The organism is Brevibacterium zhoupengii, assembly GCF_021117425.1.
Classification (GTDB): domain Bacteria; phylum Actinomycetota; class Actinomycetes; order Actinomycetales; family Brevibacteriaceae; genus Brevibacterium; species Brevibacterium zhoupengii.
Genome location: NZ_CP088298.1, coordinates 1898046 through 1923967, shown reverse-complemented (window position 1 = coordinate 1923967; position 25922 = coordinate 1898046). Strand labels below are relative to the sequence as shown.

The 25922-nt window shown below is 60.8% G+C and carries 28 protein-coding genes and 1 pseudogene; 18 read left to right on the top strand and 11 right to left on the bottom strand.

Features of this window, described 5'->3' with window-relative positions; genetic code table 11:
* Window positions 1-82 precede the first annotated feature (82 nt).
* Window positions 83-727, top strand: coding sequence for a dihydrofolate reductase family protein (locus tag LQ788_RS08680; RefSeq protein WP_231446804.1), 645 nt, complete (start codon window positions 83-85; stop codon window positions 725-727).
* A 129-nt stretch (window positions 728-856) separates the two neighbouring features.
* Here LQ788_RS08680 and LQ788_RS08675 read toward each other — a convergent pair whose 3' ends face one another.
* Window positions 857-1543 carry an SDR family oxidoreductase gene (locus LQ788_RS08675; protein ID WP_231446802.1) on the bottom strand — a complete coding sequence of 229 codons (687 nt, stop codon included), beginning with the start codon at window positions 1541-1543 and terminating at the stop codon, window positions 857-859.
* A 92-nt stretch (window positions 1544-1635) separates the two neighbouring features.
* Between LQ788_RS08675 and LQ788_RS08670 the strand changes: the two genes are divergently transcribed.
* Window positions 1636-2214 carry a PH domain-containing protein gene (locus tag LQ788_RS08670; protein ID WP_231446800.1) on the top strand — a complete coding sequence of 193 codons (579 nt, stop codon included), beginning with the start codon at window positions 1636-1638 and terminating at the stop codon, window positions 2212-2214.
* 85 nt (window positions 2215-2299) lie between these two features.
* Here LQ788_RS08670 and LQ788_RS08665 read toward each other — a convergent pair whose 3' ends face one another.
* A complete protein-coding gene (locus LQ788_RS08665) occupies window positions 2300-2971 on the bottom strand; it encodes a hypothetical protein (RefSeq protein ID WP_231446798.1) in 672 nt (223 codons plus the stop codon).
* Between the two features lie 126 nt (window positions 2972-3097).
* Here LQ788_RS08665 and LQ788_RS08660 point away from each other — a divergent pair, with 126 nt between their 5' ends.
* The 10 genes from LQ788_RS08660 to LQ788_RS08615 all read left to right on the top strand — a co-directional run bounded on the left by LQ788_RS08660 (window position 3098) and on the right by LQ788_RS08615 (window position 11773).
* A complete protein-coding gene (locus tag LQ788_RS08660) occupies window positions 3098-3787 on the top strand; it encodes a GntR family transcriptional regulator (RefSeq protein WP_231446796.1) in 690 nt (229 codons plus the stop codon).
* An 82-nt stretch (window positions 3788-3869) separates the two neighbouring features.
* On the top strand, window positions 3870-5333 hold the full coding sequence (locus tag LQ788_RS08655; protein ID WP_231446794.1) for a Na+/H+ antiporter NhaC family protein: 1464 nt from the start codon (window positions 3870-3872) through the stop codon (window positions 5331-5333).
* A gap of 19 nt (window positions 5334-5352) precedes the next feature.
* Entirely contained in the window at window positions 5353-6363 is a 1011-nt protein-coding gene (locus tag LQ788_RS08650) for a D-cysteate sulfo-lyase (protein ID WP_231446792.1), read from the top strand.
* The gene (locus tag LQ788_RS08645; protein ID WP_231446790.1) at window positions 6350-7102 is read left to right on the top strand and encodes a cysteate racemase; all 753 of its coding nucleotides are present in this window, start codon (window positions 6350-6352) and stop codon (window positions 7100-7102) included. The genes LQ788_RS08650 and LQ788_RS08645 overlap by 14 nt, the downstream gene beginning before the upstream one ends.
* The gene (locus tag LQ788_RS08640; protein WP_231446788.1) at window positions 7099-8202 is read left to right on the top strand and encodes a catalase family peroxidase; all 1104 of its coding nucleotides are present in this window, start codon (window positions 7099-7101) and stop codon (window positions 8200-8202) included. Before LQ788_RS08645 ends, LQ788_RS08640 begins: the two co-directional genes overlap by 4 nt.
* A complete protein-coding gene (locus tag LQ788_RS08635) occupies window positions 8195-8794 on the top strand; it encodes a cytochrome b (protein WP_240372085.1) in 600 nt (199 codons plus the stop codon). Before LQ788_RS08640 ends, LQ788_RS08635 begins: the two co-directional genes overlap by 8 nt.
* Window positions 8795-8854: 60 nt before the next feature.
* The gene (locus LQ788_RS08630; protein ID WP_231446784.1) at window positions 8855-9427 is read left to right on the top strand and encodes a 1-acyl-sn-glycerol-3-phosphate acyltransferase; all 573 of its coding nucleotides are present in this window, start codon (window positions 8855-8857) and stop codon (window positions 9425-9427) included.
* A gap of 57 nt (window positions 9428-9484) precedes the next feature.
* Complete coding sequence (arfB, locus tag LQ788_RS08625) at window positions 9485-9925, top strand: alternative ribosome rescue aminoacyl-tRNA hydrolase ArfB (protein WP_231446782.1); 441 nt, start codon at window positions 9485-9487, stop codon at window positions 9923-9925.
* Window positions 9926-9973: 48 nt separating this feature from the next.
* Complete coding sequence (locus LQ788_RS08620; RefSeq protein ID WP_231446780.1) at window positions 9974-10474, top strand: mycothiol transferase; 501 nt, start codon at window positions 9974-9976, stop codon at window positions 10472-10474.
* 78 nt (window positions 10475-10552) lie between these two features.
* On the top strand, window positions 10553-11773 hold the full coding sequence (locus LQ788_RS08615; protein WP_231446778.1) for a N(5)-(carboxyethyl)ornithine synthase: 1221 nt from the start codon (window positions 10553-10555) through the stop codon (window positions 11771-11773).
* 25 nt (window positions 11774-11798) lie between these two features.
* Here the strand turns inward: LQ788_RS08615 and LQ788_RS08610 are convergent, their stop codons facing one another.
* The 4 genes from LQ788_RS08610 to LQ788_RS08595 all read right to left on the bottom strand — a co-directional run bounded on the left by LQ788_RS08610 (window position 11799) and on the right by LQ788_RS08595 (window position 16121).
* Window positions 11799-12713: an alpha/beta hydrolase fold domain-containing protein gene (locus LQ788_RS08610; protein WP_231446761.1), complete on the bottom strand. Its 915-nt coding sequence runs from the start codon at window positions 12711-12713 to the stop codon at window positions 11799-11801.
* Window positions 12714-12729: 16 nt separating this feature from the next.
* The gene (locus LQ788_RS08605; RefSeq protein ID WP_231446759.1) at window positions 12730-13569 is read right to left on the bottom strand and encodes an alpha/beta fold hydrolase; all 840 of its coding nucleotides are present in this window, start codon (window positions 13567-13569) and stop codon (window positions 12730-12732) included.
* Between the two features lie 194 nt (window positions 13570-13763).
* On the bottom strand, window positions 13764-14993 hold the full coding sequence (locus tag LQ788_RS08600; RefSeq protein ID WP_231446757.1) for an alpha/beta hydrolase: 1230 nt from the start codon (window positions 14991-14993) through the stop codon (window positions 13764-13766).
* 186 nt (window positions 14994-15179) lie between these two features.
* Complete coding sequence (locus LQ788_RS08595; protein WP_231446755.1) at window positions 15180-16121, bottom strand: LysR family transcriptional regulator; 942 nt, start codon at window positions 16119-16121, stop codon at window positions 15180-15182.
* Between the two features lie 124 nt (window positions 16122-16245).
* On the opposite strand from LQ788_RS08595, the gene LQ788_RS08590 reads away from it, so the two are divergent.
* Complete coding sequence (locus LQ788_RS08590) at window positions 16246-17238, top strand: putative oxygenase MesX (RefSeq protein WP_231446753.1); 993 nt, start codon at window positions 16246-16248, stop codon at window positions 17236-17238.
* A gap of 17 nt (window positions 17239-17255) precedes the next feature.
* The gene (locus LQ788_RS08585; RefSeq protein ID WP_231446750.1) at window positions 17256-18296 is read left to right on the top strand and encodes a methionine synthase; all 1041 of its coding nucleotides are present in this window, start codon (window positions 17256-17258) and stop codon (window positions 18294-18296) included.
* A gap of 333 nt (window positions 18297-18629) precedes the next feature.
* Here LQ788_RS08585 and LQ788_RS08580 read toward each other — a convergent pair.
* Window positions 18630-18950 (bottom strand): annotated as a pseudogene (locus tag LQ788_RS08580) (HigA family addiction module antitoxin); the annotation flags it as partial.
* A gap of 302 nt (window positions 18951-19252) precedes the next feature.
* On the opposite strand from LQ788_RS08580, the gene LQ788_RS08575 reads away from it, so the two are divergent.
* A complete protein-coding gene (locus LQ788_RS08575) occupies window positions 19253-19642 on the top strand; it encodes a VOC family protein (protein WP_231446748.1) in 390 nt (129 codons plus the stop codon).
* Between the two features lie 149 nt (window positions 19643-19791).
* On the opposite strand, the gene LQ788_RS08570 is transcribed toward LQ788_RS08575, so the two are convergent.
* Both LQ788_RS08570 and ychF read right to left on the bottom strand, forming a co-directional pair.
* Window positions 19792-20157 carry a zinc ribbon domain-containing protein YjdM gene (locus tag LQ788_RS08570; RefSeq protein WP_231446747.1) on the bottom strand — a complete coding sequence of 122 codons (366 nt, stop codon included), beginning with the start codon at window positions 20155-20157 and terminating at the stop codon, window positions 19792-19794.
* Complete coding sequence (gene ychF / locus LQ788_RS08565) at window positions 20150-21235, bottom strand: redox-regulated ATPase YchF (protein WP_231446744.1); 1086 nt, start codon at window positions 21233-21235, stop codon at window positions 20150-20152. Before ychF ends, LQ788_RS08570 begins: the two co-directional genes overlap by 8 nt.
* A gap of 73 nt (window positions 21236-21308) precedes the next feature.
* Here ychF and LQ788_RS08560 point away from each other — a divergent pair, with 73 nt between their 5' ends.
* On the top strand, window positions 21309-22493 hold the full coding sequence (locus tag LQ788_RS08560) for a DNA recombination protein RmuC (protein ID WP_231446742.1): 1185 nt from the start codon (window positions 21309-21311) through the stop codon (window positions 22491-22493).
* A gap of 12 nt (window positions 22494-22505) precedes the next feature.
* On the opposite strand, the gene LQ788_RS08555 is transcribed toward LQ788_RS08560, so the two are convergent.
* Complete coding sequence (locus LQ788_RS08555) at window positions 22506-23564, bottom strand: 4-hydroxy-3-methylbut-2-enyl diphosphate reductase (RefSeq protein WP_231447373.1); 1059 nt, start codon at window positions 23562-23564, stop codon at window positions 22506-22508.
* A gap of 167 nt (window positions 23565-23731) precedes the next feature.
* On the opposite strand from LQ788_RS08555, the gene xseA reads away from it, so the two are divergent.
* Window positions 23732-25042: an exodeoxyribonuclease VII large subunit gene (gene xseA / locus LQ788_RS08550; RefSeq protein ID WP_231446740.1), complete on the top strand. Its 1311-nt coding sequence runs from the start codon at window positions 23732-23734 to the stop codon at window positions 25040-25042.
* A gap of 66 nt (window positions 25043-25108) precedes the next feature.
* Window positions 25109-25348 carry an exodeoxyribonuclease VII small subunit gene (locus tag LQ788_RS08545; RefSeq protein WP_231446739.1) on the top strand — a complete coding sequence of 80 codons (240 nt, stop codon included), beginning with the start codon at window positions 25109-25111 and terminating at the stop codon, window positions 25346-25348.
* 6 nt (window positions 25349-25354) lie between these two features.
* On the opposite strand, the gene LQ788_RS08540 is transcribed toward LQ788_RS08545, so the two are convergent.
* On the bottom strand, window positions 25355-25921 hold the full coding sequence (locus tag LQ788_RS08540) for a DUF4245 domain-containing protein (RefSeq protein ID WP_231446737.1): 567 nt from the start codon (window positions 25919-25921) through the stop codon (window positions 25355-25357).
* Window position 25922 lies beyond the last annotated feature (1 nt).

Genomic DNA, 25922 nt, shown 5'->3' with positions numbered 1-25922 from the left:
CTTCCTCCCAAGTGGTTGCAATCAGCAATCACTATACTCTACGCTTGGCTCAATCATCGCTGACAATCACATCGGAGTGATCATGGTTCGAGCACGCGTCCACAGTCAATTCGTCTCACTCGACGGCTATTCCGCCGGTGACTATGTGACGTTTGACGAGCCGATCGGTGGTGCCCAAGCATTGTTCGGCTGGTTCGACGGACGAGGAATCGAGGGGATCGGCGGCGTCGATGGGCCCGTGACATTGGATCGTGCGCTGTTCGCGATGTGGGGTCAAGGCATCGGCGCCGAGATCATGGGTCGGAAGAAGTTCGGGCCGCAGCAGGGGCCATGGCCCGACGATGGGTGGCGCGGCTGGTGGGGCGAGGAACCGCCGTTCAAGACTCCGTGCTTCGTCCTTACTCACCACCCGCGGGAGTCGATGGAGTTTCCCAATGGGACGCGCTTTCATTTCGTCGATGACACCCCCGAGGCGGTCCTGAGTCAGGCGGTCGACGCCGCGGACGGCCTTGACGTGCGCATCGGCGGTGGTCCGTCGACCATTCGCCAGTTCCTTGCCACTGACCTCATCGACTTCATGCATGTGGCGATCGTGCCGATCACGCTGGGCACGGGGGTTTCTCTGTGGGAGGGCATCAGCGGCATCGAGGACCGCTTCACGATCGAGACTGTCGGCTCGTCGAGTGGGCTGACCCACCAGCTCTGGAACAGGAAAGATCGAGGCTGACAACGTCGAGAGCACGACAGTCGCGCGCGTAAAGGTCGTGCGCGTGACAATCTTGTGAATGACAGTGGGGAGATCGAACGCTGAGTTCGATCTCCCCACTGTGTCTCGCGAAGTCTGTGTTGCGAAGTCTTACTTCACAGCCTCGGCGATCGGGGTGTCACCGTCGTAGAAGTTCACGGTCTCTCGCTTCGCGGCATCGTTCGCGATGACATGGGTCATGACATCAGCGACGAGTTCACGTGAGGTCACTCGGGTGTCACTATCCGGGGTCGTGCCGTCGACGTCACCGGAGTCATCGGCCAGCAGCACGCTGCCCTGCGACGGTTCCAGGGTCAGACCCCCCGGCCCGAGGATGGTGTAGTTCAGCGAACTGGCACGCAGGTGCTCATCGGCTCCGTGCTTGGCCTGGACGTAGGGGTAGAACGAGCTGTCCGGATCGACCCGGTCGAGGTCGACTCCCGCGCTGGCATAGGAGACGATGACATAGCGATCGACTCCCGCTTGCACGCTGGCGTCGATGGAGCGCTTAGCTGCCTCGAGGTCGACTGCCCGGGTGCGATCGGGGTTGCCGCCGCCGGCACCTGCCGAGAAGACCACGGCCTTTGCTCCGGTGAAGAGTTCCGCGAGCTTGTCCGTATCCGCCGATTCGATGTCGAGGACGACAGCGTGTGCGCCCGCTGCCTCGACGTCGGCGCTCTGATCCGGGTTGCGGATGACGGAATCCACCGAGTATCCGGCTTCCTTGAACTTGGGTGCTGCCATGAGCGCGATCTTTCCGTGGCCTCCGAGAATGACTACGCGGTCTGCATCAGACATGTGTTCCTCCTTCGTCGATGTGCTGGTGGCACTGTCATTGGGAACAGCCCCGAATGGCCGCGATTTATTCCACAACGGGTATTCTCATAGGCATGTCGAGGCCCCTGAACACCACTGCTGCCCTGCATGCCATGGATCGTGGGCGAAGTGTCGTCGTGGGAACCTCGTCCCGGAAACTCATCGTCATTCTGTTCATAGCGCTCGTGATTGGCGCGGTACTTGTCGGCCTCTCGGTCCTCATCGTCTCAGGCAGTGTGGAACGCAATGTCAGCTGGGTGCTCTTCGCCTTCAATCCGCGGATGTGGGCGTTCGCCATCGGCATCATCGGCTGTCTTGTCGTGGCTCCGATCGCAATCGGCTATCGCCTCCGCCGGGCAGATGCGCTCGTGGTGTCCAATGCCGGCCTCGTGGAGTCCCACCGAGGGACGCTTCTACCGGCGTCGTTCGTGTCGTGGAATGAGATCGAACGGATCACTCTCGACACTGTCACCCCGAGGCCAGGACCCAAATACGTCATCTACTACCTGACTCGAGATTCCGTCCAGCGACGTGGCCGCACCGGCCTCTTCGCTCGACGGATCACCCTCCGCACCGGATTCGAGTTCTCACACCGTCAATTGTTCGAGCTCTTAACTGCAGCGCACGCACGGTATGCGAGGCAGATCCGATGAATCGCCCATAACCAGAGGTCTCCTCAATCGGACTTACACCCCCATCGCCGAGGTTGCACTGCGATTTTGCTGTATCCGCCGTGCCTCACCGGCCGAAGAGACGTCCGAAGAACCCAGGCCGGTTCGCGCGGTGTTCTTCCCCCGTCTCTTCGCCTTCGAGGGCACCGGGGTCTGCCGTTTCCCCCTGCTCCTCAAACGCGTCGTAGGCGGCTCCAACCAGAGCGAAGACGTCAAGGTCTGGGGACAGCCCGGCCGCCTCTGGAAATTTCTGGATCAGGATGTCACCGTCGACTTCGACCTCAGCCTCAACTTTCTCTTCGGCCTCGGCCTCAGCCGGTTCGCCCGTTCGGGTCTCACCGTCGCCGTCGTCAGCCGTGATCAGCCACCGCGATTCTCCGGGGACAGGTTCGCCGTCGTCAATCGTCGTCTCCCCGTCTTCGTAACGCAGGTGACGCACGATTTCGCCGTTGCTCACCACGGAGTACTCGCTGAAGTCGACACTTGAAACAGTGGCGGCGAAGTGGGCTGTGCCCGGTATGCCGAGTCTGCCCTCGTCTGCGGCGGTCGTGAGCGCCTCTCCCCCGTCAAGAATGATCGTCGATTCACCTTCCCTGACGACGCAGGCGCGGGTGTCAGATGGAGTGAGCAGAACAGCCTCGGCGGTGATCTGCTCCCCCACAGGGACGAGATTGAGCGTTTTCAAGGTGTCGACAGTCAATACGGAATCGGCAATGAGAATGGCTGTATTGAATCCCATGATGCCAACGTACCAATTCTTCCCGCCTGCCCAATTAAGATGAGGGCTGGAATATCACTAAGGTGTGAAGAATGAAGTTGCGTCAGTCTGGGCGCGATGGCGGTCTGTCACTGGAGGAGTTGGGAAATGCTACCCGAGGGGTCATCTCCGGTTCGCGGCAACAGCTACCTGGAGGTCGCTTATGACCACGTTCGCGGCCTCATCCTCTCCGGCGAGCTTCCTCCTGGCAGCCGTGTGACCGTTGCGCCCATCACCGATGCCATCGGGCTGTCACCGACACCGATCCGCACGGCACTGGCTGCGCTCGAACGGCAGGGTCTCCTCGTTGCCCAGGAACATCGTGGCTATTTCGTACCCAAGCTCAGCCTGGAAGACATTCTCGAAATCTATGAGATCCGCGAAGTCATCGACAGCGTCGCCTCTCGCCGAGTCGCCCAGTCTGATGAACGAGCTGAGGTCGTCACCACGCTGGAGGATCTGCTGGAGCGCCAACGTCTCGCGGTGGCCGCCGGGGACATCTCCGCCTATCGAGATCTGGATGTCAGCTTCCATCAGACGATCTGGGGTAATTCAGGGAATCATCGATTGCGGTCACTGGCGGAGAACCTCTTAGGTCAAGTCCGCATCGGCAACAATGTCTCCTCGCGTGTTCCCGGACGCGTCCAGTCCTCCCTCATCGAGCATGCTGCGATCATCGAAGCAATCCGCGCCGGATCAGCCAAAGAAGCTGAGAAGACAACCCGGAGACATGTGAGAGAAGCAAGCCGTTCCCTGGCTGAATACCTTTCCCAGAACGACGGCGCCTCTCCCGCATAACCCACCCCGATGGTGCTCAGAGCATTGACTCCACCATTCCTCGCGCGTATCTTTGAATTAAATCAAATCAAAAATCTGATCCATGAGCGTGAGGGCGTACTCGATGTCTGCAGGAGCTTTCCAGGACGACAATTCCCCTGATTCGTCGACCAACGTCCAGGTGAAGATGCGGGGCGGCCCCATCGTCGCGATGGTTCCGGCCCTCGTGTTCGTGGGTGTGCTTGTCTGGCTCTCCCTCGAAGAACGAGCAACCATCTCCGGGTTCTGGGTCGGAGGCTGGGCGGCAATCGTAGTCGGTCTCATCCTGAGCACGACCAGACGAAAGTTCACCGACTCCATCATTCGCGGACTCAGCGATCAGACAGGTGCGGTGATCATCACAGCATTCATCTTCGCTGGAATCTTCGGCTCCCTCCTCAGCGGCGGCGGCCTTGCCAAAGGACTGCTCTGGCTCGGGTTGGAGACCGGGGTTCATGGCGGCCTATTCACTGTCCTCGCATTCGTCTTGGCCTGCATCTTCGCGGCCGGCACCGGGACCAGCGTGGGGACCGTGATCGCTATGGTCCCGGTCCTTTACCCTGCCGGCGTCAACCTGGGCTCTGACCCCACAATGCTGGCCATCGCCATCATCGCCGGGGGTGCTTTCGGGGACAATATCGCCCCTGTCTCGGACTCAACCATCAGTTCGGCATACACCCAGAAGGCTCGGATGGGCGATGTCGTCCGAACGCGCCTGCCATTGGCTCTGTCAGCCGCAGGAATCTCCATTGTGGTCTTCGCAATATTCGGTGGCGGAGGAACCACAGCGCCTGAGAAGTTCACCGCCGACTCAACACCGCTAGGTCTGGTTATGCTCATTCCCTTCGCCCTGGTCATCGTCCTGGCGATCCGCGGTCACCACATCATCGCCTCGCTCACATGGGGAACCCTGACCGGCATCGCTCTGGGGCTGGCGACCGGGCTCCTTCATCCAGCCCAGATATTCGCCATCCCACCGGAGAAGGGCGGTTCCACAGGTCTCATCGAAGACGGAATACAAGGAGTCAGTGCGGCCGTCATCCTCGTGCTCTTCATTCTTGCGCTGGCCCAGCTGCTCACTGACAGCGGACTGATGGGCAAGGTCCTCCATCTGTTGCAGGCCCGCGCAGCCAAGGGAGTCCGCAGCGCCGAGCTGACGATCATCGCGGTGACGATCCTGTTCACAATTCCGCTCGGTTCAAATGCTCCGGCAATTCTTCTGGTCGGTCCGACTCTGGCCCGCCCGCTGGGCCTGAGCCACAGCTTGGCCCCGACCCGAACAGCGAACCTGCTCGACTGCAGCGCGAACACCGTGTTCTACATGCTGCCCTGGCACAACGCCGTCATCGTCTGGTACGTCACCGTCCTCGCCACTGCGACAGAACACGGGATCCCGGCTCCCAGCATCGCCGCCGCCTTCCTCAACCCCTATGCCTGGGGACTGCTCGTCGTTCTTCTGACATCAGTCCTGACCGGGTGGAACAGACAGACTGTCCGCCCCCACACCACCAGCATCACAAAGCACTGACACCGATAAGGAGAAGCAGATGCAGCTTTCACAATTCCCCCGCCGCCGCTATACGGAAGGACCCACTCCCGTTGAGTTCCTTCCACGACTGAGCAGCCACCTCGGCGGGCCCCGCATCTATGTCAAACGAGATGACCTGCTCGGGCTGGCATCGGGCGGGAACAAGACCCGCAAGCTCGAATTCCTCATCGCCGATGCGCTGGCCAAGGGCTCAGACACGATCATCACCACCGGCGCGGTCCAGTCCAATCACTGTCGGCTGACGCTGGCTGCGGCAGTGAAGGAGGGACTCAGGTGCCGACTGGTCCTTGAAGAGAGAGTGGAAGGTTCCTACGATCCGGACGCCAGCGGCAACAATCTCCTGTTCAAACTCCTCGGTGCAGACCAGATCACCGTCGTGCCCGGAGGCACAGACCTCGACGAATCCATGAGCAGCGTCGCCGAAAACGTCCGTAAAGATGGTGGGACTCCCTATGTGGTGCCAGGAGGCGGGTCCAATGCGCTGGGTGCCCTGGGCTACGTCTCCTGTGCGCAGGAGATCATGCAGCAGTCCTTCGACAGCGGTCTGACCTTCGACCACATTCTGTGCTCGAGCGGGTCCGGCGGAACCCACGCAGGACTCGTGGCAGGCTGCGCCGAAAATGGGAGCACGACTCAGATCACAGGCATCAGCGTGCGCGCCGAGAAACACGCTCAGGAAGCTAAGATCCTGGGGCTCGCGAACGCCGTATCGATACTGGGCGGCGGTGGCGGTGATATTCCCGCCACCGAGGTCACTGTCCGTGATGATTATGTCGGTCCTGGGTATTCTCTGCCCACGCCGGAAATGACCGCCGCAATCCAACTCTTCGCCCGTACGGAGGGAATCCTCCTCGATCCGGTCTACACGGGAAAGACCGCGGCCGGTCTCATCGATCTCGTGCAGTCAGGCAAGTTTGAGCCCGAGCAAAATCTTCTCTTCATCCATACCGGGGGCTCCCCCGCACTGTACGCCTACCCGAACGCAGTACTCGCCGATGTACCGGCCTGAGCCCACAGTGGGAGGGCGCACCGTCGGAATACTCGGCGGAATGGGGCCAGCTGCGACCGTCGACTTCTATGACAAACTCGTCCGCGCCACACCAGCAACACGGGATCAAGAACATCTACGAGTCGCCCTGTGGGCAGATCCGAGCGTACCGGATCGGTCCCGTGCCTTCGATCGCACAGGGGCTGACCCTACTCCTTGGCTCTCGCAGGGAATTGACCGACTCATCGGCTGCGGGGCCGAGATCCTCGTGGTCCCCTGCAACACCATTCACATCTACATGCCGGCGGCTGTACGCGGCAAGGACATCGAGTTCATCAGCATCATCGATGCAGCAGTCGAGGCTGCGGTGCAGGCACAGACCGGACACGGAGGCTCCATCGGGCTGCTCGCCACTGATGCGGCAATCGCCTCCGGTCTCTATCAGCGAGCCCTGAAAGCTGCTGGCTTACACCCGAGACTCCCCTCTCCCGACATGCAGCAGCTGCTGATGGACATCATCTACCGAATCAAAGCCGGATGCGCTGAACAACATGTGCGCGACGATGTCGAAACCGTTCTGAGGCACCTCGGCAATGGACAGCCGACCGTGACGATCGCAGCGTGCACCGAGATCTCCGTCGTCCTCACGCATCTCGAATGCGACTTGCAGATCATCGATCCGTCCCTGGCGCTGGCGCGCAAGACGGTTGAACGCGCACAGGCACAGACGCTCACGTCGATTGGAGAAGAGAACAGATGACCGAAGACCTACCCTACGTCCCTCCCCCGTCCTCCACACCAGTCAACCGTCGCAGCGCGCTGCTCGGCATTTCTGCAGTCGGCGGAATCGGTGCGTTGACCATCGGCGGATTCGGATTCGCTCGCGGTGTGCTCACCCCCGAAAAGCTCACTCCGGCCCGATTCGCCGATCGTTTCGAACACGTCTTCGGCCGCCATGCGGGGTTCCGACGCAATCACGCAAAGGGGGTGAGCGCAACGGGCTATTTCACGAGTAACGGAAATGGAGCGGAAATCTCCAGGGCCACGGTCTTCAAGTCCGGAACATATCCTGTGACCGGCCGGTTCTCGCTCTCCGGAGGATTGCCGTGCGCACCCGACAAGGCGTCTGTCGTGCGCGGATTGGGTCTGCAGTTCGATCTGCCGCAGCGCGAACAATGGCGCACGGCGATGGTGAGCATCCCTGTGTTCCTTGACAGCACACCGCAGAATTTCGTCGATCGTCTGGTCGCGTCCAAGTCAGATCTCAAGACGGGAAAGCCTGACCAGAAGTTGGTCAAGGCTTATCTGGACGATCATCCTGAGACGGTCGCTGCCATGAAGATCGTCCATCAGCATCCACCGGCATCCGGATTCGAGAACACCACCTACCGGGGACTCAACGCCTTCGGGTTCACGAATGAGGCCGGTCAGACGGTGCCGGTGAGGTGGATGCTTGTCCCGCAGGAGCCGGACGATTCGAAGAAGCCTCCAGGAGAACAGTCGTCGGAGGACTACCTGTTTGAAAACCTCATCCATGCTGCCAGCACGCCGTTGCAATGGCGTCTTGTCCTGACGCTGGGTCGCCCAGAAGACCCAACGGATGACGCCACCAAACCGTGGCCAGATGATCGACGCACGATCGACGCGGGCACCGTGACGATCAAGTCGATTCATACTGAGTCACCAGGCAATGCGCGCGATATCAATTTCGATCCGCTGATCCTGCCCGACGGGATCAAGCCCTTGGACGACCCGCTTCTTGCGGCCAGGTCATCGGTCTACGCCCAGTCGTTCGCCCGCCGATCCTCCGAAACTCACCACCCGAGCAAGATCGACGCCGAGGCGGTGCGTCGTGCGTAATCGAGCAAACACCCAATACGCTTTGCCCTCGAGTATCCTCCATTGGCTCATGGCGGCAATGGTCGTCCTTCAGCTCTTCATCGCGGCTGTGATGATGGCATCGCTGGCCTACCACCCCTTCTTGCTGGCTCTCCATAGACCCCTGGGAATCGTGATCCTCATCTTCGTCGTGATTCGGATCGTCAACCTGTTCCTGCACCGACCACCACCGGCGATGAGCACGATGGGGCCTTTCGAACGTCTCGTGGCAAAGGGTTCCGAGTTCCTGCTCTATACCTTGCTGCTGGTCCAGCCCTTGACCGGCTGGGCGATGGTGTCCGCGGCAGGCGATCCGGTGTCCCTCGGGCCGCTGCAACTGCCGCCCATCGCACCGGAACACGCGAGCCTCTTCGGTCTGCTGCGCATCGGTCACTCGGTGAGCGCCTATCTGCTCTTCGCGGCGTTCACGGCTCATATGTGCGCGGTCCTCTTCCATACCTTGGTGCTGCGCGATGGGCTCCTGAGCCGGATGGCACCGTGGCCGAACCGACGAAGCGGTGGCCAAGGCACATCATCTGCTGAACAGACGTCCGAAGAGGCGACACTTCGTTGACTCCTCTGGTGGTGTCTTCGGATTCACTTCAGGCGAGCAATGTCCTCTAACGTAGTCACTATGCTTCGACGCCTTGCTGCCCGCGCATTCTGGACATTCAGCCGCTGGAAGCTGGTCACCCAGCCTGCCCCGAATCGACCCACCGTGCTCATCGGCGCCCCTCACACATCCAACTGGGACTTCGTCCTCATGCTCTCGATCGCCTGGACTCAGCGAATCGAGGTGCATTGGCTGGGCAAGCACAGCCTGTTCAAAGGCTGGCGTGGCCCGATCATGCGCGGGCTCGGCGGCATCCCCGTCGACCGTTCCGATCCCAGCCGTATCGTCACCGAGGTGATCGAACGTGTCCATGCCGGCGAGGTCTTCGGCCTGGTCGTCACCCCGGATGGAACCCGCGGTGGACATACCCATTGGAAGTCCGGTTTCTATCGGATTGCTGAGAAGACCGGCATGCCGGTCACACTCGGCTACGTCGATCGGACCACGATGACCACCGGGCTCGGACCCACGATCGACATCACCGGTGACTTCGCTGCCGACATGGATCGCATCCGTGCCTTCTACGCCGATAAGTCAGGCATCCGGCCGGAAAAGCAGGTTGTGCCGCGACTGCGTGAAGAGCTCGAACTCTAAACTGAGATCATGAACACCGGCAATCGCCGCTGATCGGCATGTGAGGATACCAATTCCGTGGATGACCTGAGAGTCCCTGCCGGCCCCGGCATACCCGTCGGACTCGTGGTCCCAGCAGGAGATCTCACGGAGCAGTTCTCGCGTTCGTCCGGACCCGGTGGGCAACACGTCAACACCTCAGACTCCCAAGTTCAACTCAGCCTCGACCTCGGCGCGACCACCGCGCTGACCGAAACGCAGCGTTTCCGAGTGCTCGAGCGCCTCTCGGCCAGGCTCGCGGGCACCGTGCTGACAGTCAGTTCCGAAGGACAGCGCTCACAGCTGAGGAATCGCAATGCCGCCAGACAGCGACTCGCCGAGCTCCTGCGAGAGGTACTCGCCCCACCCGTGGAACGCCGTGCCACCAAACCATCACGGAACTCGCGCCGCCGCAGAGTCCGGGCCGAACGACGTCGTTCCGAGATCAAGCAGAACCGCAGACGGCCACGGCTGGACTGACGTCCCCTCCGAATGACATGAAGGCTGACGAGGAGCACAATGGGCCTTATGAACAGCATTGAGATCCTCACCGATTTGGCCCACCGTCCTGTCGATGCAGCTGACAATCTGCCAGCCCTCACCGCCGATCAGCTCAACGCCCACCCTGGTGGCCATCCCAATTCGATTGCTTGGCTGCTGTGGCACAGCGGGCGTGAGGTTGATGTCCAGCTCTCCGACCTCACCGGTGACGAGCAGGTGTGGACGAAGTTCCGAGATCGCTTCGGGCTGGGAGAACCAGGCGATGCGGTCGGTCTCGGGCACACGCCCGAGCAGGCGGCTGAGATCAAGGTCGATGATCAGCGGCTGCTCGTCGACTATTTGGAAGCCACGCTCAGTGCGCTGGGCCGCTACGTCGGCAAACTTTCGGAGACCGACCTCGGCGAAGTGATCGACGAGAACTGGACTCCTCCGGTCACTCGCGGAGTACGGCTGGCGTCGATCATCGACGACGCTGCCGTTCACGTCGGCCAGGCCGCCTACGCAGCAGGCTCTCTGACCGCGAAGTAGCCCGGTGCGGGCGGGCGTCGGGTCCAGCGTATAGTCGAAGGTGGAGCTGACTCTGGTTCCCCAACGATGGGAGGCCGGATGACCGGCACCGCTCACATGACCACTGCCGACTCAACCGCCTCTGCGAATGATGAAACACCCACCAGCGGTCTCCTCACCCTGGGCCTGCTCGCCGGGTCCTCGATGGAGAACGAACGCCGACTCCCGATTCACCCTCACCACCTCGATCGCATCCACCCCGAAGTGCGAGCTCGCATGATCGTCGAACGCGGCTACGCTGAGGACTTTCAGCTGGAGCCCGGCTACATCGAGTCTCGGGTCGGACGAGTCGCGGGACGCTCCGAAGTGATTGAGTCCGCTGAGGTCGTCCTCTTGCCGAAGCCGCAGGCAGCGGACGTCGAGGCGATTCCCGAAGGCCGTATTCTGTGGGGCTGGCCGCACTGCGTGCAGGACGTGGCCATGGCGCAGACCGCGATCGACCGTCGGCTCACACTTATTGCGTTCGAAGCGATGAACCATTGGACTCGTCAGGGAGACTTCAGCCTGCACGTCTTCCACAAGAACAACGAACTCGCCGGCTACTGTTCTGTCCAGCACGCGTTGAGCCTTCGCGGTTCGACCGGTGACTATGGTCCGCGAATGAGTGCTGTCGTCATCGGGTTCGGCGCCACCGCCCGAGGGGCTGTCACCGCGCTGAAGGCCCAGGGAATCTATGACATTCAGGTCCTCACGCAAAGAGGGGCCTCGGCCGTGGGTTCGCCGATTCACAGCGCGCACATCACCCAGCTCAATACCGGCGACGGTCCGACCCACCTGTCAACTGTGGTCACGGACGCTGGCGACGTGCTCCTCCCGACCTTCCTCGCCTCACACGACATCGTCCTCAACTGCACGCTCCAAAACGTCTCCGCGCCGATGACCTACCTGCGCACTGAAGATCTGAAAGAGTTCGCTCCCGGCAGTCTCATCATCGATGTTTCCTGCGATGAGGGCATGGGCTTCGAATGGGCAAAGCCCACCGGGTTCGAGAATCCGATGTTCACCGTCGGTCAAGGCGTCAACTACTACGCCGTCGATCACACTCCGTCATACCTGTGGAACTCGGCGACGTGGGAGATCAGCGAAGCGCTCCTGCCCTATCTGCGCACAGTAATGGAAGGACCGGATGCGTGGACACAGGTCCCCACAATCTCCCGGGCGATCGAGATCCAGAACGGTGAGGTCAAGAATCCGAGCATATTGAGTTTTCAGAACCGGGATTCTGAGTACCCGTACACCCGCATCGCCGAGGTGGGCTGAACACCCGGTCTCGGGCTGGGCTGATTCACGTGCTCGGTCTCAGGCTCTCCACAATGGCCCTCGCCCCCTGGTCCCCCGCTTTCGTCGGCAGGAGGGCATAGACGTGTAGCTGTCCTTCGCCCTCGTGCCACTCCACCGGCACTCCGGCGTCACGGGCTTTGTCCCTCAGCACATGCGCGTCGGGATTGAGTATGTCCCGCGTGCCGGTGAGGATCGTCAGCGGTCCGAGTCCGTCCATGTCGCCGAACAGGGGGCTGACCACCGGATCGACAAGATCGTCCTCACCGCTCCATTCCTCGGCCAAGGTGCGTCCACCGGGACGGCCCAGCCAGGGGTCGAAGGGCTGGACCACATCGATCTGCGGATTCTTCCACGTCAGGTCCAAAGCCGGAGCCAACAGCGTCGTGGTCGGCAGCTTCACTCCCTCGTCACGAAGCCGCAGTGCCGCAGAAAGCGAAATCTGACCACCGGCGGAATCCCCCGCTAGGCGCACCTGATCATTGAAGTCGAGTTCTGCGCGAATGAGGTCCACGACGCCGTCGCGGACCTCACGGGCGGTGCCGAAAGGCAGCAGCGGATAGATCGGTACGATGACGCGCTGATTCGTCTCTCGAACGATGTGGGCGATGAGCGTCCAATGCTGAGGGGCGATCTCGTTGACCCAACCTCCACCGTGGACGTAGACCACAACAGACTTCGGTGACGCCCTGTGGCCGGCAGCAGCCGATGCTTCAACGTCATAGACCGGCCACCCGTTCGGATCGGGCAGGCGACGCTTGACACGCACACCATCCAAGCGAGAAGGCGGACCGTAGGAGACGGGTCGAAGAAGGCGCTCAGCGATGCGTCGGCGTGCTCCTTCTTCGGTTACGAACGGACGATTCGCGCCTGTGGCCTTGAGATAGACGGGGATGAGCGATTCGGGGAGCAGTATGCGCAAGAGATTCCTTTCGGGTTCAGAGGCGGAGCATGGCGGTCGCGATGTCGGCGGTCGCCAACTCCGGTATCTGCGTCCCCATATCCTCGTGGATCAGCAGCTGCGCTTCCGGAATCTCTGCGGCAAGCGCTTCGCCATTGCCGACGGGGAAGAAGGGGTCGGCTCGACCGTGAACGACCAGACTGGGAATTCGCAGGTCACCAAGGCGCTCTCGCCAGCGTGGTGAGCACTCAATCCGGGAGAAGACCATGCCCAGCTGATTCGCCTGGTGGACCGAGACCTCCGATGTTGGAGTTCGGTCCCAGATCCGAGCGGCGATCTCGTGAGCCTGGGCGGGATCGTTGCCCAGAACAGCGGCGCTGCCAGCTGCATACTCGGCTACGTCTCGACGGTTAGTCCAATCAGGCTGAGGCTGCGAGAACACTTCAGACATCACCGACTGTTCATGGTCTGGCAGGTCATCATCGACAGGTCCGGGCGCGACCGGTCGGGTACTCACCAGTGTCAGTGCCGATATGACGCCCGGGTGGTCGAGTGCCGCAACCTGAGCGACCATACCTCCGACACCATGCCCGCCGAGGTGGGCGGATTCCGCGCCGAGGGCAGTGACGAGGTTCGCGGCATCGGCGGCGAGATCTCGCAGGTCATACGTCGGGTTCTCCGGTTCTTCGGTGGTTGAAGCACCGGAATCACGCAGGTCGTAGCGAACGACTCTGCGCCCGCCATCGGCCACCCTTTCGCAGAGCGAGTCGGGCCACGACAACATCGTGGTTCCGCCCGCGAGCAGCACGAGGGGATCTTCGTCGCGCCCGAAGCTCTCAATTCCGAGTTCGACGCCATTCACTGTGATGGTGGTCATACGGCACGATAGCACCGCGTTGTGTCATCAACGTTCAACAATGAATGTGCCGGCCTCAGCCATCGAGTCGAACGCGGCGGACTCCCCCACTTGCACCTGGTTCTTGTCGGATTGATCGCGGGCAAGTGCAGATCGTGAATAATGGTTCCGTCGAGGTGGCTTTCTGCAGCCGCTGCCTCGCCCCTACCGCAGCGCTATCGAAGTCGTTCGGATAGGTAGGCCTCTCCGATGCTGAGGTGTCCCTGGCTGCCGAGGGAGTTCTTCGCCTTCTGCGAGTAGGCGTGGTTCGCGAGTGGAATCTGCGCCGTCTCGACATCGACTCCACGGTCGCGGGCAGCGTCGACCCACGCGAACTGGTCACTAGGGATGATGACGTCATCACGCATCGCAGTCATCACGAGTGTCGGTGGGGCGCCTGCAGTGAGGTGCGTGGCGGAATTCGCCGTGGCGTAGCGTTTCGGGAATTCCTCTGGTGTGCCACCCGTGTAGCTTGTCGCAAAGATGCGCGAACCTGTGCCCGCGCCCGGGCCTGCAGGAGCGTTCTCGTAGAGACCGGTCACATCGAACGCGGGGTAATCGGCGACAACCGCAGCTGGAGCGGGAACCTTTCCACCGCACGACGACTCAGCGGTTCCGTCCGCTGCTGCGCCGGCGGTGTTGGCGACCAGGTTTCCTCCGGAGCTCTCACCCCAGAACGCGAGACGATCCATATCTGCACCGAGCGTGTCGGCGTGAGACTGAATCCAGCTCGCCGCGCACGCAACCTGCGCGGGGGCCTTATTCCATGTCGCGTTTTCCTCAGTGGCAAGTTCGTACTCGACTGCCACCACCAAGTAGCCGTGGTCGGCGAGGGTACGAAGCTCGGAACTCACTGCGTTTGGTTCACCCGCGATCCAACCACCACCGTGGACGACCATAATGGTCGGTGTCGAGCCTTGGGCATTCTCCGGCTCGTAGATCGACAGGGAGAGGGCGTCCCCCGAGCTTGCCGTGTCATACACCTCCCGGCGATCGGGCGACTCCGAATCCATTGCGGAGAGCCCGAACGTCGCAGTCAACAAATTGACCGATCCGCCCGCCGAGGTGATGGCGCCGACGAGAACGATGACCACAGCAATGTTCGCGACCGCACCGATCCCGCCGAGCACCGTCGTGACGGCTCCGGTACGCCGACGATTTCTGCGCACAGTCACGATACCGACGCCGACTACGATCAGGCCCACTAGAGCCGCTATCGGCGCCACTGTGGGCGCGAACCGAGCGGCAAACGTGCTGAGAGACCCAAGCCCGGGAATGAGCGACGCGAGTCCGAAGATCGCTGCGATTGCGCCCAGGATGAGCCCGAGGACGAGCACCACGACCCAGAGCGTCTTTGCCACTCCCCCGCTTTTCGAGTGCTGCTGCAAACTCGTACTGCTGGCCATATTCGGTCCTCAACTTTCGATCTTCCAGGTTGGCATTCCACCTGCATCAGATCTCACCGTTGCGATCACTTGCTGACGCCAGGGGCTACTCTAGCGCAGGGCCTGGCACGGTTACGTGAGCAATCACCCTTGCGCGTGGGGCGCAAGTCGTCAGAAGCGCCTTGGGCGCAGACAACAATGTCAGAGTCAGCCGATCAGCTCGAGATCGAATCCCGAGATTACGGCCCGAACTTCCTCGAGGTAGCGCCGGGCCTGTTTGGTGAGCGGAATGCCGGAATGGTCGATCCAGCCGATCTCGATTCGTTCGTCGACGTCGAGCGGAATCGCAACGATCTCTGGATCGAGGTCATCGCTGATGATTCCCGTCGAAATCGTATAGCCGTCGAGGCCGATCATGAGGTTGAAGATCGTCGCACGGTCGGAGACCCTGATCTCCTGCTTGCTCGACAGGGTGGAGAGGATCTCCTCGGCGAAGTAGAAGGAATTGTTCGCTCCCTGATCGAAGGTCAGTCGTGGAACGTCTGCCAGGTCCTCAAGGGTGACGCGATTTCGGGCAGCAAGCGGATTCTTCCGGGAGATGAAGATGTGTGGCGTAGCTAGGAAAAGCGGGTGAAAGACAAGCCCGGAATCCCGCAGCAATTTGTCGACGACCTTCTGATTGAAGTCGTTCCGGTAGAGAATGCCGAGCTCACTGCGGAGCGTACGAACATCTTCGATGATGTCCCAGGTGCGAGTCTCTCGCAGCGAGAACTCGTACTCGGCCGCATCGCTGGCCTTGACCATCCGCACGAACGCATCAACCACGAATGAGTAGTGCTGCGCGGATACGCCGAGCAGGCGTCGCGACGGCGGCCGACCGAGATAGTGCTGTTCAAGGAGTTCCGCCTGCTCAACGACTTGCCGTGCATACCCGAGGAACTCCGCGCCATCCAGAGTCAGTGTCACACCGCGGGCGGACCGGAAGAGCAGCGCCCGACCCACCCGCGTCTCAAGATCTTTCATTGCCGCCGACATCGTCGGCTGGGAGACATAGAGCAGATCGGCAGCGGCCGTGATCGACCCTTCCGCTGCGACCTCGATGAAGTAGTGCAGCTGCAGCAGTGTGATGCTTCTCAATCCTCGTGACATAGATAAAGGCTATACGAACCCATAGTTCAACCGAGTTACCCGATAACCACCCGTTGCCTGCAGGATGGATTCGAAGACCTCCGTAAGGCCGATCCCGGCCGATCAGACACCGAATTGGACGTCCATGACAACCGAGTTCACATTCAACATCGCCACGACCCGATTCGACGAGCACTACTCCCCGTCGGATAGTTCACGGGCCACGACGAACTTCGCGAACCTCGCCAGGGGCGAGCACCGTCAGCAGAACCTCCGCAACACCCTGACGACGATCAATCACCGGTTCAACGAGCTCGCCCATTGGGACAACCCCGACGGGGACAGGTACGAGCTCGACCTCGAGATCGTCTCCGGACAGCTGCAGTTCACTGTGGCAGGCAACGATCAGGAGTTCCCCTTGATCGAAGTTCTGGATGTCCAGATCCTCGATCGATCGACTGGCGTCCGCCATCCTGGGATCGTGGGAAACAACTTCTCGTCCTATGTTCGCGATTTCGATTTCAGCGTGCGACTTCCGGCTGCCAACGAATCCGCGAGCGAGTTCACGGTCCCCGACGACTTCGGTGATCTGCACGGCAAGCTGTTCCAGCACTTCCTCGATTCCGCAGCGTATCGGGATCGGTTCAAGGTGACACCCGTCGTCTGCATCAGCGTGTCGACGAGCAAGACCTACCATCGGACCGCGAATCACCATCCGATTCTCGGCGTGGAGTACCAGCAAGACGAATATTCTCTGACCGATGACTACTTCGGAAAGATGGGACTGCAGGTGAGATACTTCATGCCGCCCGGCAGCGTCGCGCCCCTCGCCTTCTATTTCCGGGGAGACCTCCTCAACGACTATTCCAATCTGCAGCTCATCGGAACGATCAGCACGATGGAGACCTTCCAGAGGATCTATCGACCGGAGATCTACAACGCGCACGTGGCCGCCGAAGACACCTACCGACCGACGCTGGAGCGGGACGACTTCTCGGAGACACCGATCACCTACGATCGCGTCGAGCGCAGCCAGCTCGCAATCAAGCAGGGAAAGTACACCGCGGAGACGTTCGTCAACCCACACCGGGACATGCTCGAACAGTGGGCAGCCAACTATCCCGTTCCAGCCGCATGACCACCGGAGAAGAATCAATGCAGTCGACCCTATTGCCCACTTCGATCGTCGGCAGTCTTCCGAAGCCGTCGTGGCTCGCACAGCCTGAGACCCTCTGGTCACCGTGGAACCTCCAAGGTGAGGCCTTGTCCGAAGGCAGACAGGATGCTCTGCGAATCGCAGTCCACGAACAGACCAACCGCGGCATCGATATCGTCAGCGACGGTGAGCAGACCCGCCAGCACTTCGTCACCACGTTCATCGAACACCTCAGCGGAGTCGATTTCGAGAAGCGCGAGACTGTTCGAATCCGTGATCGCTATGACGCGAGCGTGCCCACTGTGATCGGCGCCGTCAGCCGCGAGAAACCGGTGTTCGTCGACGACGCCAAGTTCCTCCGTCAGCAGACCGACCAGCCGATCAAGTGGGCGCTCCCGGGTCCGATGACAATGATCGACACACTCTACGACGGCTATTACAAGAGTCGCGAGAAGTTAGCCTGGGAGTTCGCCGCCGTCCTCAACCAGGAGGCGCGGGACCTGGAAGCGGCCGGAGTGGACATCATCCAATTCGACGAGCCTGCCTTCAACGTCTTCTTCGACGAGATGAAGGACTGGGGCATTGCCACGCTGGAGCGAGCTGCGGAAGGACTGCGCGCGGAAACGGCGGTTCACATCTGCTATGGCTACGGGATCACGGCAAACAACGACTGGAAAGCAACCCTCGGGTCCGAATGGCGCCAGTACGAGGAATCATTCCCGCTCCTGCAGCAGTCGACGATCGACATAGTCTCACTGGAGTGCCACAACTCCCACGTCCCGATGGATCTCATCGAGCTCATTCGCGGCAAGAAGGTCATGCTCGGAGCCATCGACGTGGCAAATGAGACCATCGAGACTCCAGAGGAAGTCGCCGACACCCTGCGCCGGGCGCTCAGATTCGTCGACTCGGACAAGCTCATCCCGAGCACGAACTGCGGTATGGCACCCTTTTCGCGCGATGTTGCCCTCGGGAAGCTGAGCTCACTGAGCGCGGGAACAAGCATCGTTCGTGAGGAGCTCGCTGCAGCTAAGCCCTGACTCTCGGTTGCATAGACACCGAGTGGCTGCACGCTTCTCCGGAGCGGGCAGCCACGCGGTCACAGCTGTCAGAGGAGCCTTTCCCCGCGATCCACCGATCCGCGACTCGCACATCAAGCATCTAAAGGTCCGAAGCACCGTTATGGAGCTCGAGTTCCGCGGGCCGCATCTCGCAGTGCACCACGTTCAGCGACCACATCACGCGGACCAGCAAGCCCGTCACTTCTCTCGCCTCTCGCACTGCCACATCTCCAGCAGCCCCGCAATTGGCAGCGACGTGATTGCAGCACCCTGTTCCTCACTCACCTCGCACTGCCACATCTCCAGCAGCCCCGCAATTGGCAGCGACGTGATTGCAGCACCCTGTTCCTCACTCAAAGCGCGACGCTCCAGACGCAGCTCACAGTTCGACTGCAAGTTCATCCAGAACTCTTCCGAAGTCCTGAAGTAGCGCGCGAGCCGGATCTAAGTGTCAGCCGTGATCCCTCGCTTACCGTGAACTATCCCGTAGATTCGGCGCGGCGAAACGCTGAGCGACACCGCCAACGTGTTCTGCGTGACTCCAAAGCCTTCGAAGAAGTCCTCCATGAGAACCTCCCCGGGGCGAATCGGCTCGATCACGTCGCTCTCAGTGGTAGTCGACGAGTTCGACATTGTCCGCACCTCCATCTCTCCTAACGAAACAGCCTCGACATTGTGCATGCACACGAATGCTGTGCTGCTCACGACGGTCCCCACTCAAACGCTCAAGACGGTTGTCTGGAGGGAGCCGGAGACAAAGTCAATAACGCTAGGCGTTGAACTGGACTGCAGTTGCGCTTCGTCGTTTGCGGATCAACATCATCATTCTCAAATATAACGACGCGCTATTCTGCAACTTCAGCTCATGGTCCGCAAGCGGAACCAAAACTCGCATCTCTGCCCTGCGCGGTACATTTCTGTGCAAATCTGAAGGCATGAAATATTTCCGAACGCCTCAGATCGTCCTATTCACGCGTGATATCAACCGTGCAACCACGTTTTACCGCGCCGTCGGCTTCGAAGAAGTGTTCCGGACGCCGATCGAAGGAACACCAATCCATATGGACCTCGTCCTCGACGGCTATCGGCTTGGGTTCGCCACTGAGTCCAGCACACGTGACGATCACGGACTTGAACCTGTTGCAAACGGGCAACGCGCAGCAATAGTCCTCTGGACCGACGATGCCCCCTCGGGATATGCACGACTCGTCGAGCTAGGGGCTACCCCGATCAAACCACCGTCATCGTGGCTCGACCACCTTCTCATCGCGTGGGTTGAGGATCCTGACGGTCATCTAGTCCAGGTAGTACAGTCTGGGACCTGAGCTGACACACTGGACTAGGTCTCGACGACCCATTGGCACGGAACTCCGCCGAGCGGAACGACGTCGCAGTCCCCTGCCATGCCGTCAGGCCGCACAATTCGTGGCGTCATCCCCCTCACCGTTGAGGAGGAATGACGGCGAATGTCTCCTCAGGCTTTCTTGACCACCGAGGACTTGAGGTAGATGCGACCGAGACTGGGCACAGAGGCGTCGATGTCGTGGCCGTTCACCGGCTGCTCGAGCAGCCGAATGCTCTTGACCTTGGTCCCGACCTTGATGGTCCCACCGCCGCTGCCGGCGACTTTCAAACCCTTCACGACTGTCACCGCATCACCGTCGGCGAGCAGATTGCCGACGGCATCACGGATACCTTCACTTTCGGCCGACGCTGATTCGTCATCATTGTCTGGGGCCGGCGTCCATTCGTGGCCGCACATCGGGCACACGAGAAGCGCGCCCTGTTCGTAGGTGTACGACTCCGAGCATTCAGGGCACGAAGGCAGCTGATCAGACATTGAAACGGAACTCAACCACGTCACCATCGGCCATGATGTATTCCTTGCCTTCCATCCGGACCTTACCGGCGGACTTGGCTGCGGACATCGAGCCGTTGGCGTCGAGATCGTCGAAGGAGACGACCTCAGCCTTGATGAAGCCCTTCTGGAAGTCAGTGTGGATGACACCAGCCGCCTCGGGTGCCGTTGCACCCTTCGGAATGGTCCAGGCGCGGGATTCCTTGGGGCCAGCAGTCAGGTAGGTCTGCAGGCCCAATGTATCGAAGCCGACGCGTGCCAGCTTGTCTAGTCCTGCTTCCTCCTGGCCGGTGGATTCCAGCATCTCAAGAGCTTCCGCTTCGTCGAGCTCGGCGAGCTCCGACTCAAACTTCGCGTCAAGGAAGATCGCTTCGACAGGTGCTACCAGTGCACGCATCTCTGCCTTCTTCTCTTCATCGGCGAGCACATCGTCATCGACGTTGAAGACGTAGAGGAACGGCTTGACGGTCATCAGCTGAAGCTCGCGCAGCTCGGTGACGTCGAACTTGTCGGACTGCATCGCCTGATAGAGGGTCTTTCCGCTTTCGAGGATCTCGACAGCGGCATCGATGGCGGTCAGCTGTTCTGCCGGTGCCCGTTTGCCTTTGACTTCCTTCTCGATCCTCGGCCGTGCCTTCTCCAAGGTCTGCAGGTCAGCGAGGATGAGCTCAGTGTTGATGGTGTCAATGTCGTCGGCCGGGCTGATCTTGCCCTCGACGTGGATCACGTCATCATCGACGAACCCGCGGATGACCTGGCAGATTGCCTCAGCCTCGCGAATGTTGGCCAGGAACTGGTTGCCCAGCCCTTCTCCCTCGGAGGCACCCCGGACGATTCCGGCGATATCGACGAAGTCGACGGTTGCGTTGAGAATGCGTTCGGATCCGAAGATTTCCGCCAATCGAGTCAGTCGCGCGTCGGGCAACGGCACCACGCCGACGTTCGGTTCGATCGTCGCGAACGGGTAGTTCGCCGCGAGAACTTGGTTCTTGGTCAATGCATTAAACATGGTCGACTTGCCGACATTGGGCAGTCCCACGATTCCGATAGTTAGAGCCACGGTAGCTAAGTCTATCCCGCCGCCGAGGTGCGGGTCTAAATCTCGCGTCAGTGCCGTCTGTCACGCTTGAGTCATGAATTCTTTCCCCGCCACCGGAGCGATCGTCGTCCTCATCCTGGCGATCATCATCAGCGTCGCCCTCGGCTTCCTCCTCGGGCGCGCGCACACGCGCTCTCGCTATATTGAGCGACTCACGAGAGCGGAGACCACGTCTCGGATTCTCACGAACAGGACGGAGGATTTGGAGGCTGATGCGCAGATGGCTGGTGAGATCACCGCTGCCATCGGCCCCCTGGCTGCAAGCGTCAATCACCTGCAGGAGAACCTTCAGTCCCAGGATCGAACACAGCTGGAACAGATTACGCGACTTAACACGCAGATAGGGCACCTGAGCCAACAGAACCTCAGGCTGCAGGAGTCCACCGGTTCACTAGCCAGCGCGCTGAATTCGACGACTCAGCGTGGAGACTGGGGCGAGGTCCAGCTCAAACGCATCGTCGAATACGCCGGCCTCCTCCCCCATGTGGATTTCGAGACCCAAGTCAGCAGCGTGCGTGATGGCAAACGCCATCGCCCTGACATGACCGTGAATCTGCCCGGCGGCGGAACGATCATCATCGATGCCAAGACACCACTGTCAGCACGCATGGGTGACGCTGATGCCAGCGATGAGGATCATGCTCGCGCACTGCTGCGCCACATCGATGCTCTGGCTTCCAAGGAGTATTGGAAGTCCTTCGACACTGCTCCGGACTTCGTCGTCTGCTTCGTCCCCACGGACGGACTGCTCTCCTCAGCGGCATCCACATATCCGAAGATGATCGATCATGCTCTCGGGAAGAACGTCGTGCTCGCCTCCCCCGCCACGCTGCTGGTTCTGCTCAAGACCGTGGCACTCAATTGGCGGCAGGCTGACATGAGCACCTCCGCAGCCGAGGTACTCAAGCTCGGCACCGAACTCTACGAACGCATCGGCACTCTGGTCACCCACGTGACACGGATGGGCTCAAGTCTCGACCGGTCGGTTGAGGACTACAACCGATTCGTCTCATCGCTGGAATCGCGGTTCCTCGTCACCGCCCGAAAGTTTCCGAGCACGGGAATCGTCGCCACCGAACTCGATGCAGTTGCTGAACTCGACTCACGCAGCCGCGGAGTCAGCGCTGAAGAACTCACACGGCCATGCGTCTCGGGACAGGATCCATTCGCGACACAGGACCCCACTGATCTGAGACGCCGCCATACTGGCACTGACTAGACCAGGCAGCGATCAGATCAGGTCGTGATCCCGGTCGGCGCCATCGCGTTTGTTCGATGTCTTCTTTCCGGCGGCCTTGAGGTCCTTGCGCAGTTCGCGCGGCAGGGAGAACATGATGTCCTCCTCCGCCGTGACGATTTCTTCGACCGAGCCGAAGCCGTACTCGGCCAACAGCTTGAGGAGGTCCTGGACCAGTCCCTCCGGCACACTCGCGCCTGAGGTCACGCCGACAGTCGCGACATCATGGAACCAGGTTTCGTCGACCTCACGAGCGAAATCGATGCGATGCGCGTCCTTGGCCCCGTGCTCCAGCGCAACTTCGACCAGACGCACGGAATTCGACGAGTTGGCTGAGCCGACAACCAGAACCAGATCGGACTGCGGAGCGATCTTCTTAACGGCCACCTGCCGGTTCGACGTGGCATAGCAGATGTCGTCGCTTGGAGGGTCCTGCAGGTGCGGGAACCGTTCCCGCAGGATGTTGACCGTCTCCATCGTCTCATCGACACTCAGCGTCGTCTGTGACAGCCAGACCAGGCTCTCTGCATCGTCGATCTGGACGGTCGTGGCTTCCTCTGGATTCTGGATGAGTGTGATGTCGTCGGGGGCCTCTCCCATCGTGCCTTCGACCTCTTCGTGACCTGCGTGGCCGACAAGCAGAATGCGGTAACCGTCACGGGCAAAACGAACAGCCTCACGGTGGACCTTCGTCACCAATGGACACGTGGCATCGATCGTCGACAGCTCACGAGCGGCCGCCTCGGCGTGGACGGCAGGAGAGACACCGTGAGCAGAGAACACGAGGCGGGCGCCTTCGGGAACTTCGTCGGTTTCATTGACGAAGACGGCGCCGCGTTCGGAGAGGGTGTCGACCACATGGCGGTTATGCACAATCTCTTTGCGCACATAGACGGGAGCACCATAGTGCTCGAGTGCGCGCTCGACGGCGATCACTGCGCGGTCAACACCGGCACAGTACCCGCGAGGGGCGGCCAGAAGAACCTTCTGGTCAGCGCCTTCAGGTGTCCGGATGTCTTCCGGAGCGAGACGTTTGCGCGGAATGGTGGGCATGGGTACAGATACGGCAGTCACAAGCACAGTTTAGGCCGGGCACCTGAACAACGGCTACAAAGGTGAAGCAACCCACAACGAGCCTGCAACCCACGGTGCTACTGCGCGGCGATGATTCGCCATGTCACCACCGTTCGTTAGGGTGGTGGATTGGAAGGGGAGACAACATGGCGCAACGAATTTCCGGCACTCCCGGGACTCTCGGCGAAACGGTCGACGCTCAGGAGCTGCCTGCGACTGCGGGAGAGACGACGGCGGAGAACCCGTGGCCTCTGAGTCTGCTCTCAAGCAAGATGAAGTCCTATATCGACCGCATGTCCAGCGTGTGGATCGAGGGACAGGTCGTCGAGCTCAACCACCGTGGCAAGGCCAGCTATCTGACGCTGCGTGACACCGACGTCGAGATGTCGCTGCCGGTTCAGATTTGGAAGAACGTCCTCGAACGCACCGGCGCACCACTGTCCGAAGGCAGCCACGTCGTCGCCAACCTCAAGGCCGATTTCTGGACGAAGACCGGTCGTTTGACGATGCGGGCAAATGACATCCGGGCCGTTGGCCTCGGTGAGCTCCTGGCCCGGCTTGAGCGGCTGAAGAAGCAGCTTGGTGCAGAAGGTCTCTTCGACCCGAACCGCAAGAAACGTCTGCCGTTCCTGCCCAATCGGATCGGTCTCATCACCGGCCGGGACTCAGATGCTCAGAAAGACGTCGTTCAAAACGTCCATCTGCGCTGGCCTGCCGCCGAGTTCGAAATCCGCAACTGCGCCGTCCAGGGTCCCGACGCTGTCCCCGGCGTGATGAAGAATCTGGCCGAGCTCGATGCTGATCCGCAGATCGACATCATCGTCATCGCGCGCGGCGGTGGAAGCATGGAAGATCTGTTGCCGTTCTCCAACGAGGCTCTGGTTCGAGCCGTGTCAGAGGCGAGGACTCCAGTCGTCTCAGCCATCGGCCATGAAGCTGATCGTCCGATTCTCGATGAAGTCGCCGACCTGCGCGCATCGACTCCCACCGATGCGGCTAAGCGCATCGTGCCCGATGTGGCGGAGGAGGCGATGAACCTGTTGCGTGCTCGCGCGGAACTCGATGCTGCTGTCAACCGCATCATCGATCGCGAGCAGGAGATGCTCACCGCAGTCCGATCGCGTCCGGTGCTGGCCGAGCCGCAGACCATGGTGACCGCGCACGAAGAGCAGCTGCGACTGGTACGTCGACGCAGCCTGCAGGCGACGACGACGCGCATCATGCAGGGGCAGACCGAAATCAACCACCTGCGTTCACAGGCACGCTCCCTCTCTCCGTTACGCACGCTCGAACGCGGTTACGCGGTCGTTCAAGACGACGACGGCCAAGCCATCAGGGACTCGACCGAGGTCAAAGCCGGCGACGGCGTCCACGTCCGTGTCGCTCGCGGACGTTTCGATGCCGAGGTCACGGCTGTACAGGAGAGCTCAGAAGACAGCCAGGCAACCGAACAGTGACGTTGCCAGGCTCCACTACCGTCGATCCCACGTACCAACTCAATCAACCGCACTAAGGACGCAATCATGACAGAACCCGCAAGCCAGCAGAACCAGTCCGACATCGCCTCACTCAGCTATGAACAGGCACGTGAGGAACTGGTCGGAATCGTCAAACGACTGGAGGCCGGAAACCTGCCGTTGGAGGACTCGCTGAGCCTGTGGGAGCGCGGCGAGGCCCTCGCCGACCGCTGCCAGGGATGGCTCGATGGGGCACGCGAACGCCTCGATAAGGCACGTGAAGAGTCCTCAGACGACGAGGACTGAGACTCATTACAGCTGTTCGGCAATCTGCTTCGCGAAGGAATCGATCGTCTCGGGCGTCGCAATCGCGGTGATGACCACATATGTGTCGCCCTTACCTGTGACCCAGTATTCTTTAGCGTCTTCGGTCCGATAGATCTGGAAGTCCGAACCGCCGACGGTTACTGTCTCGGCCGCAGTTGCATCATCGACCTGGTTCTCAGCCCAGTTCTCACTGGCCTTAGCCTGATCGATGCTCACCCATTGCCGCTCGGTGCCGACAAAGGACATGTACCACGAGGTGTAATCGGAATCGCCCACCCGATCCAGGCTCGCTTCATTCGACGTCCAACCGCTGGGGATTTCGGGCACGATCAGGTCGAAGTCGGCATGGTCCTGCGACTGCTCCGCGATCGTCTGGTAGTCGACCACGCGCTGAGAGTCGACCTCGGGTTGCGGGGCAATCAGCAGAACCACTGCGACAACGGCCAAGCAGGCCAGGATCGCGATGATCATGTTGACCCAGTTCGAGTTCTTCCGCAGGAAGCGCATCTCTTCCCTGGACCCCGGAAGCATCACTCCGGACTCGTCAGCCATT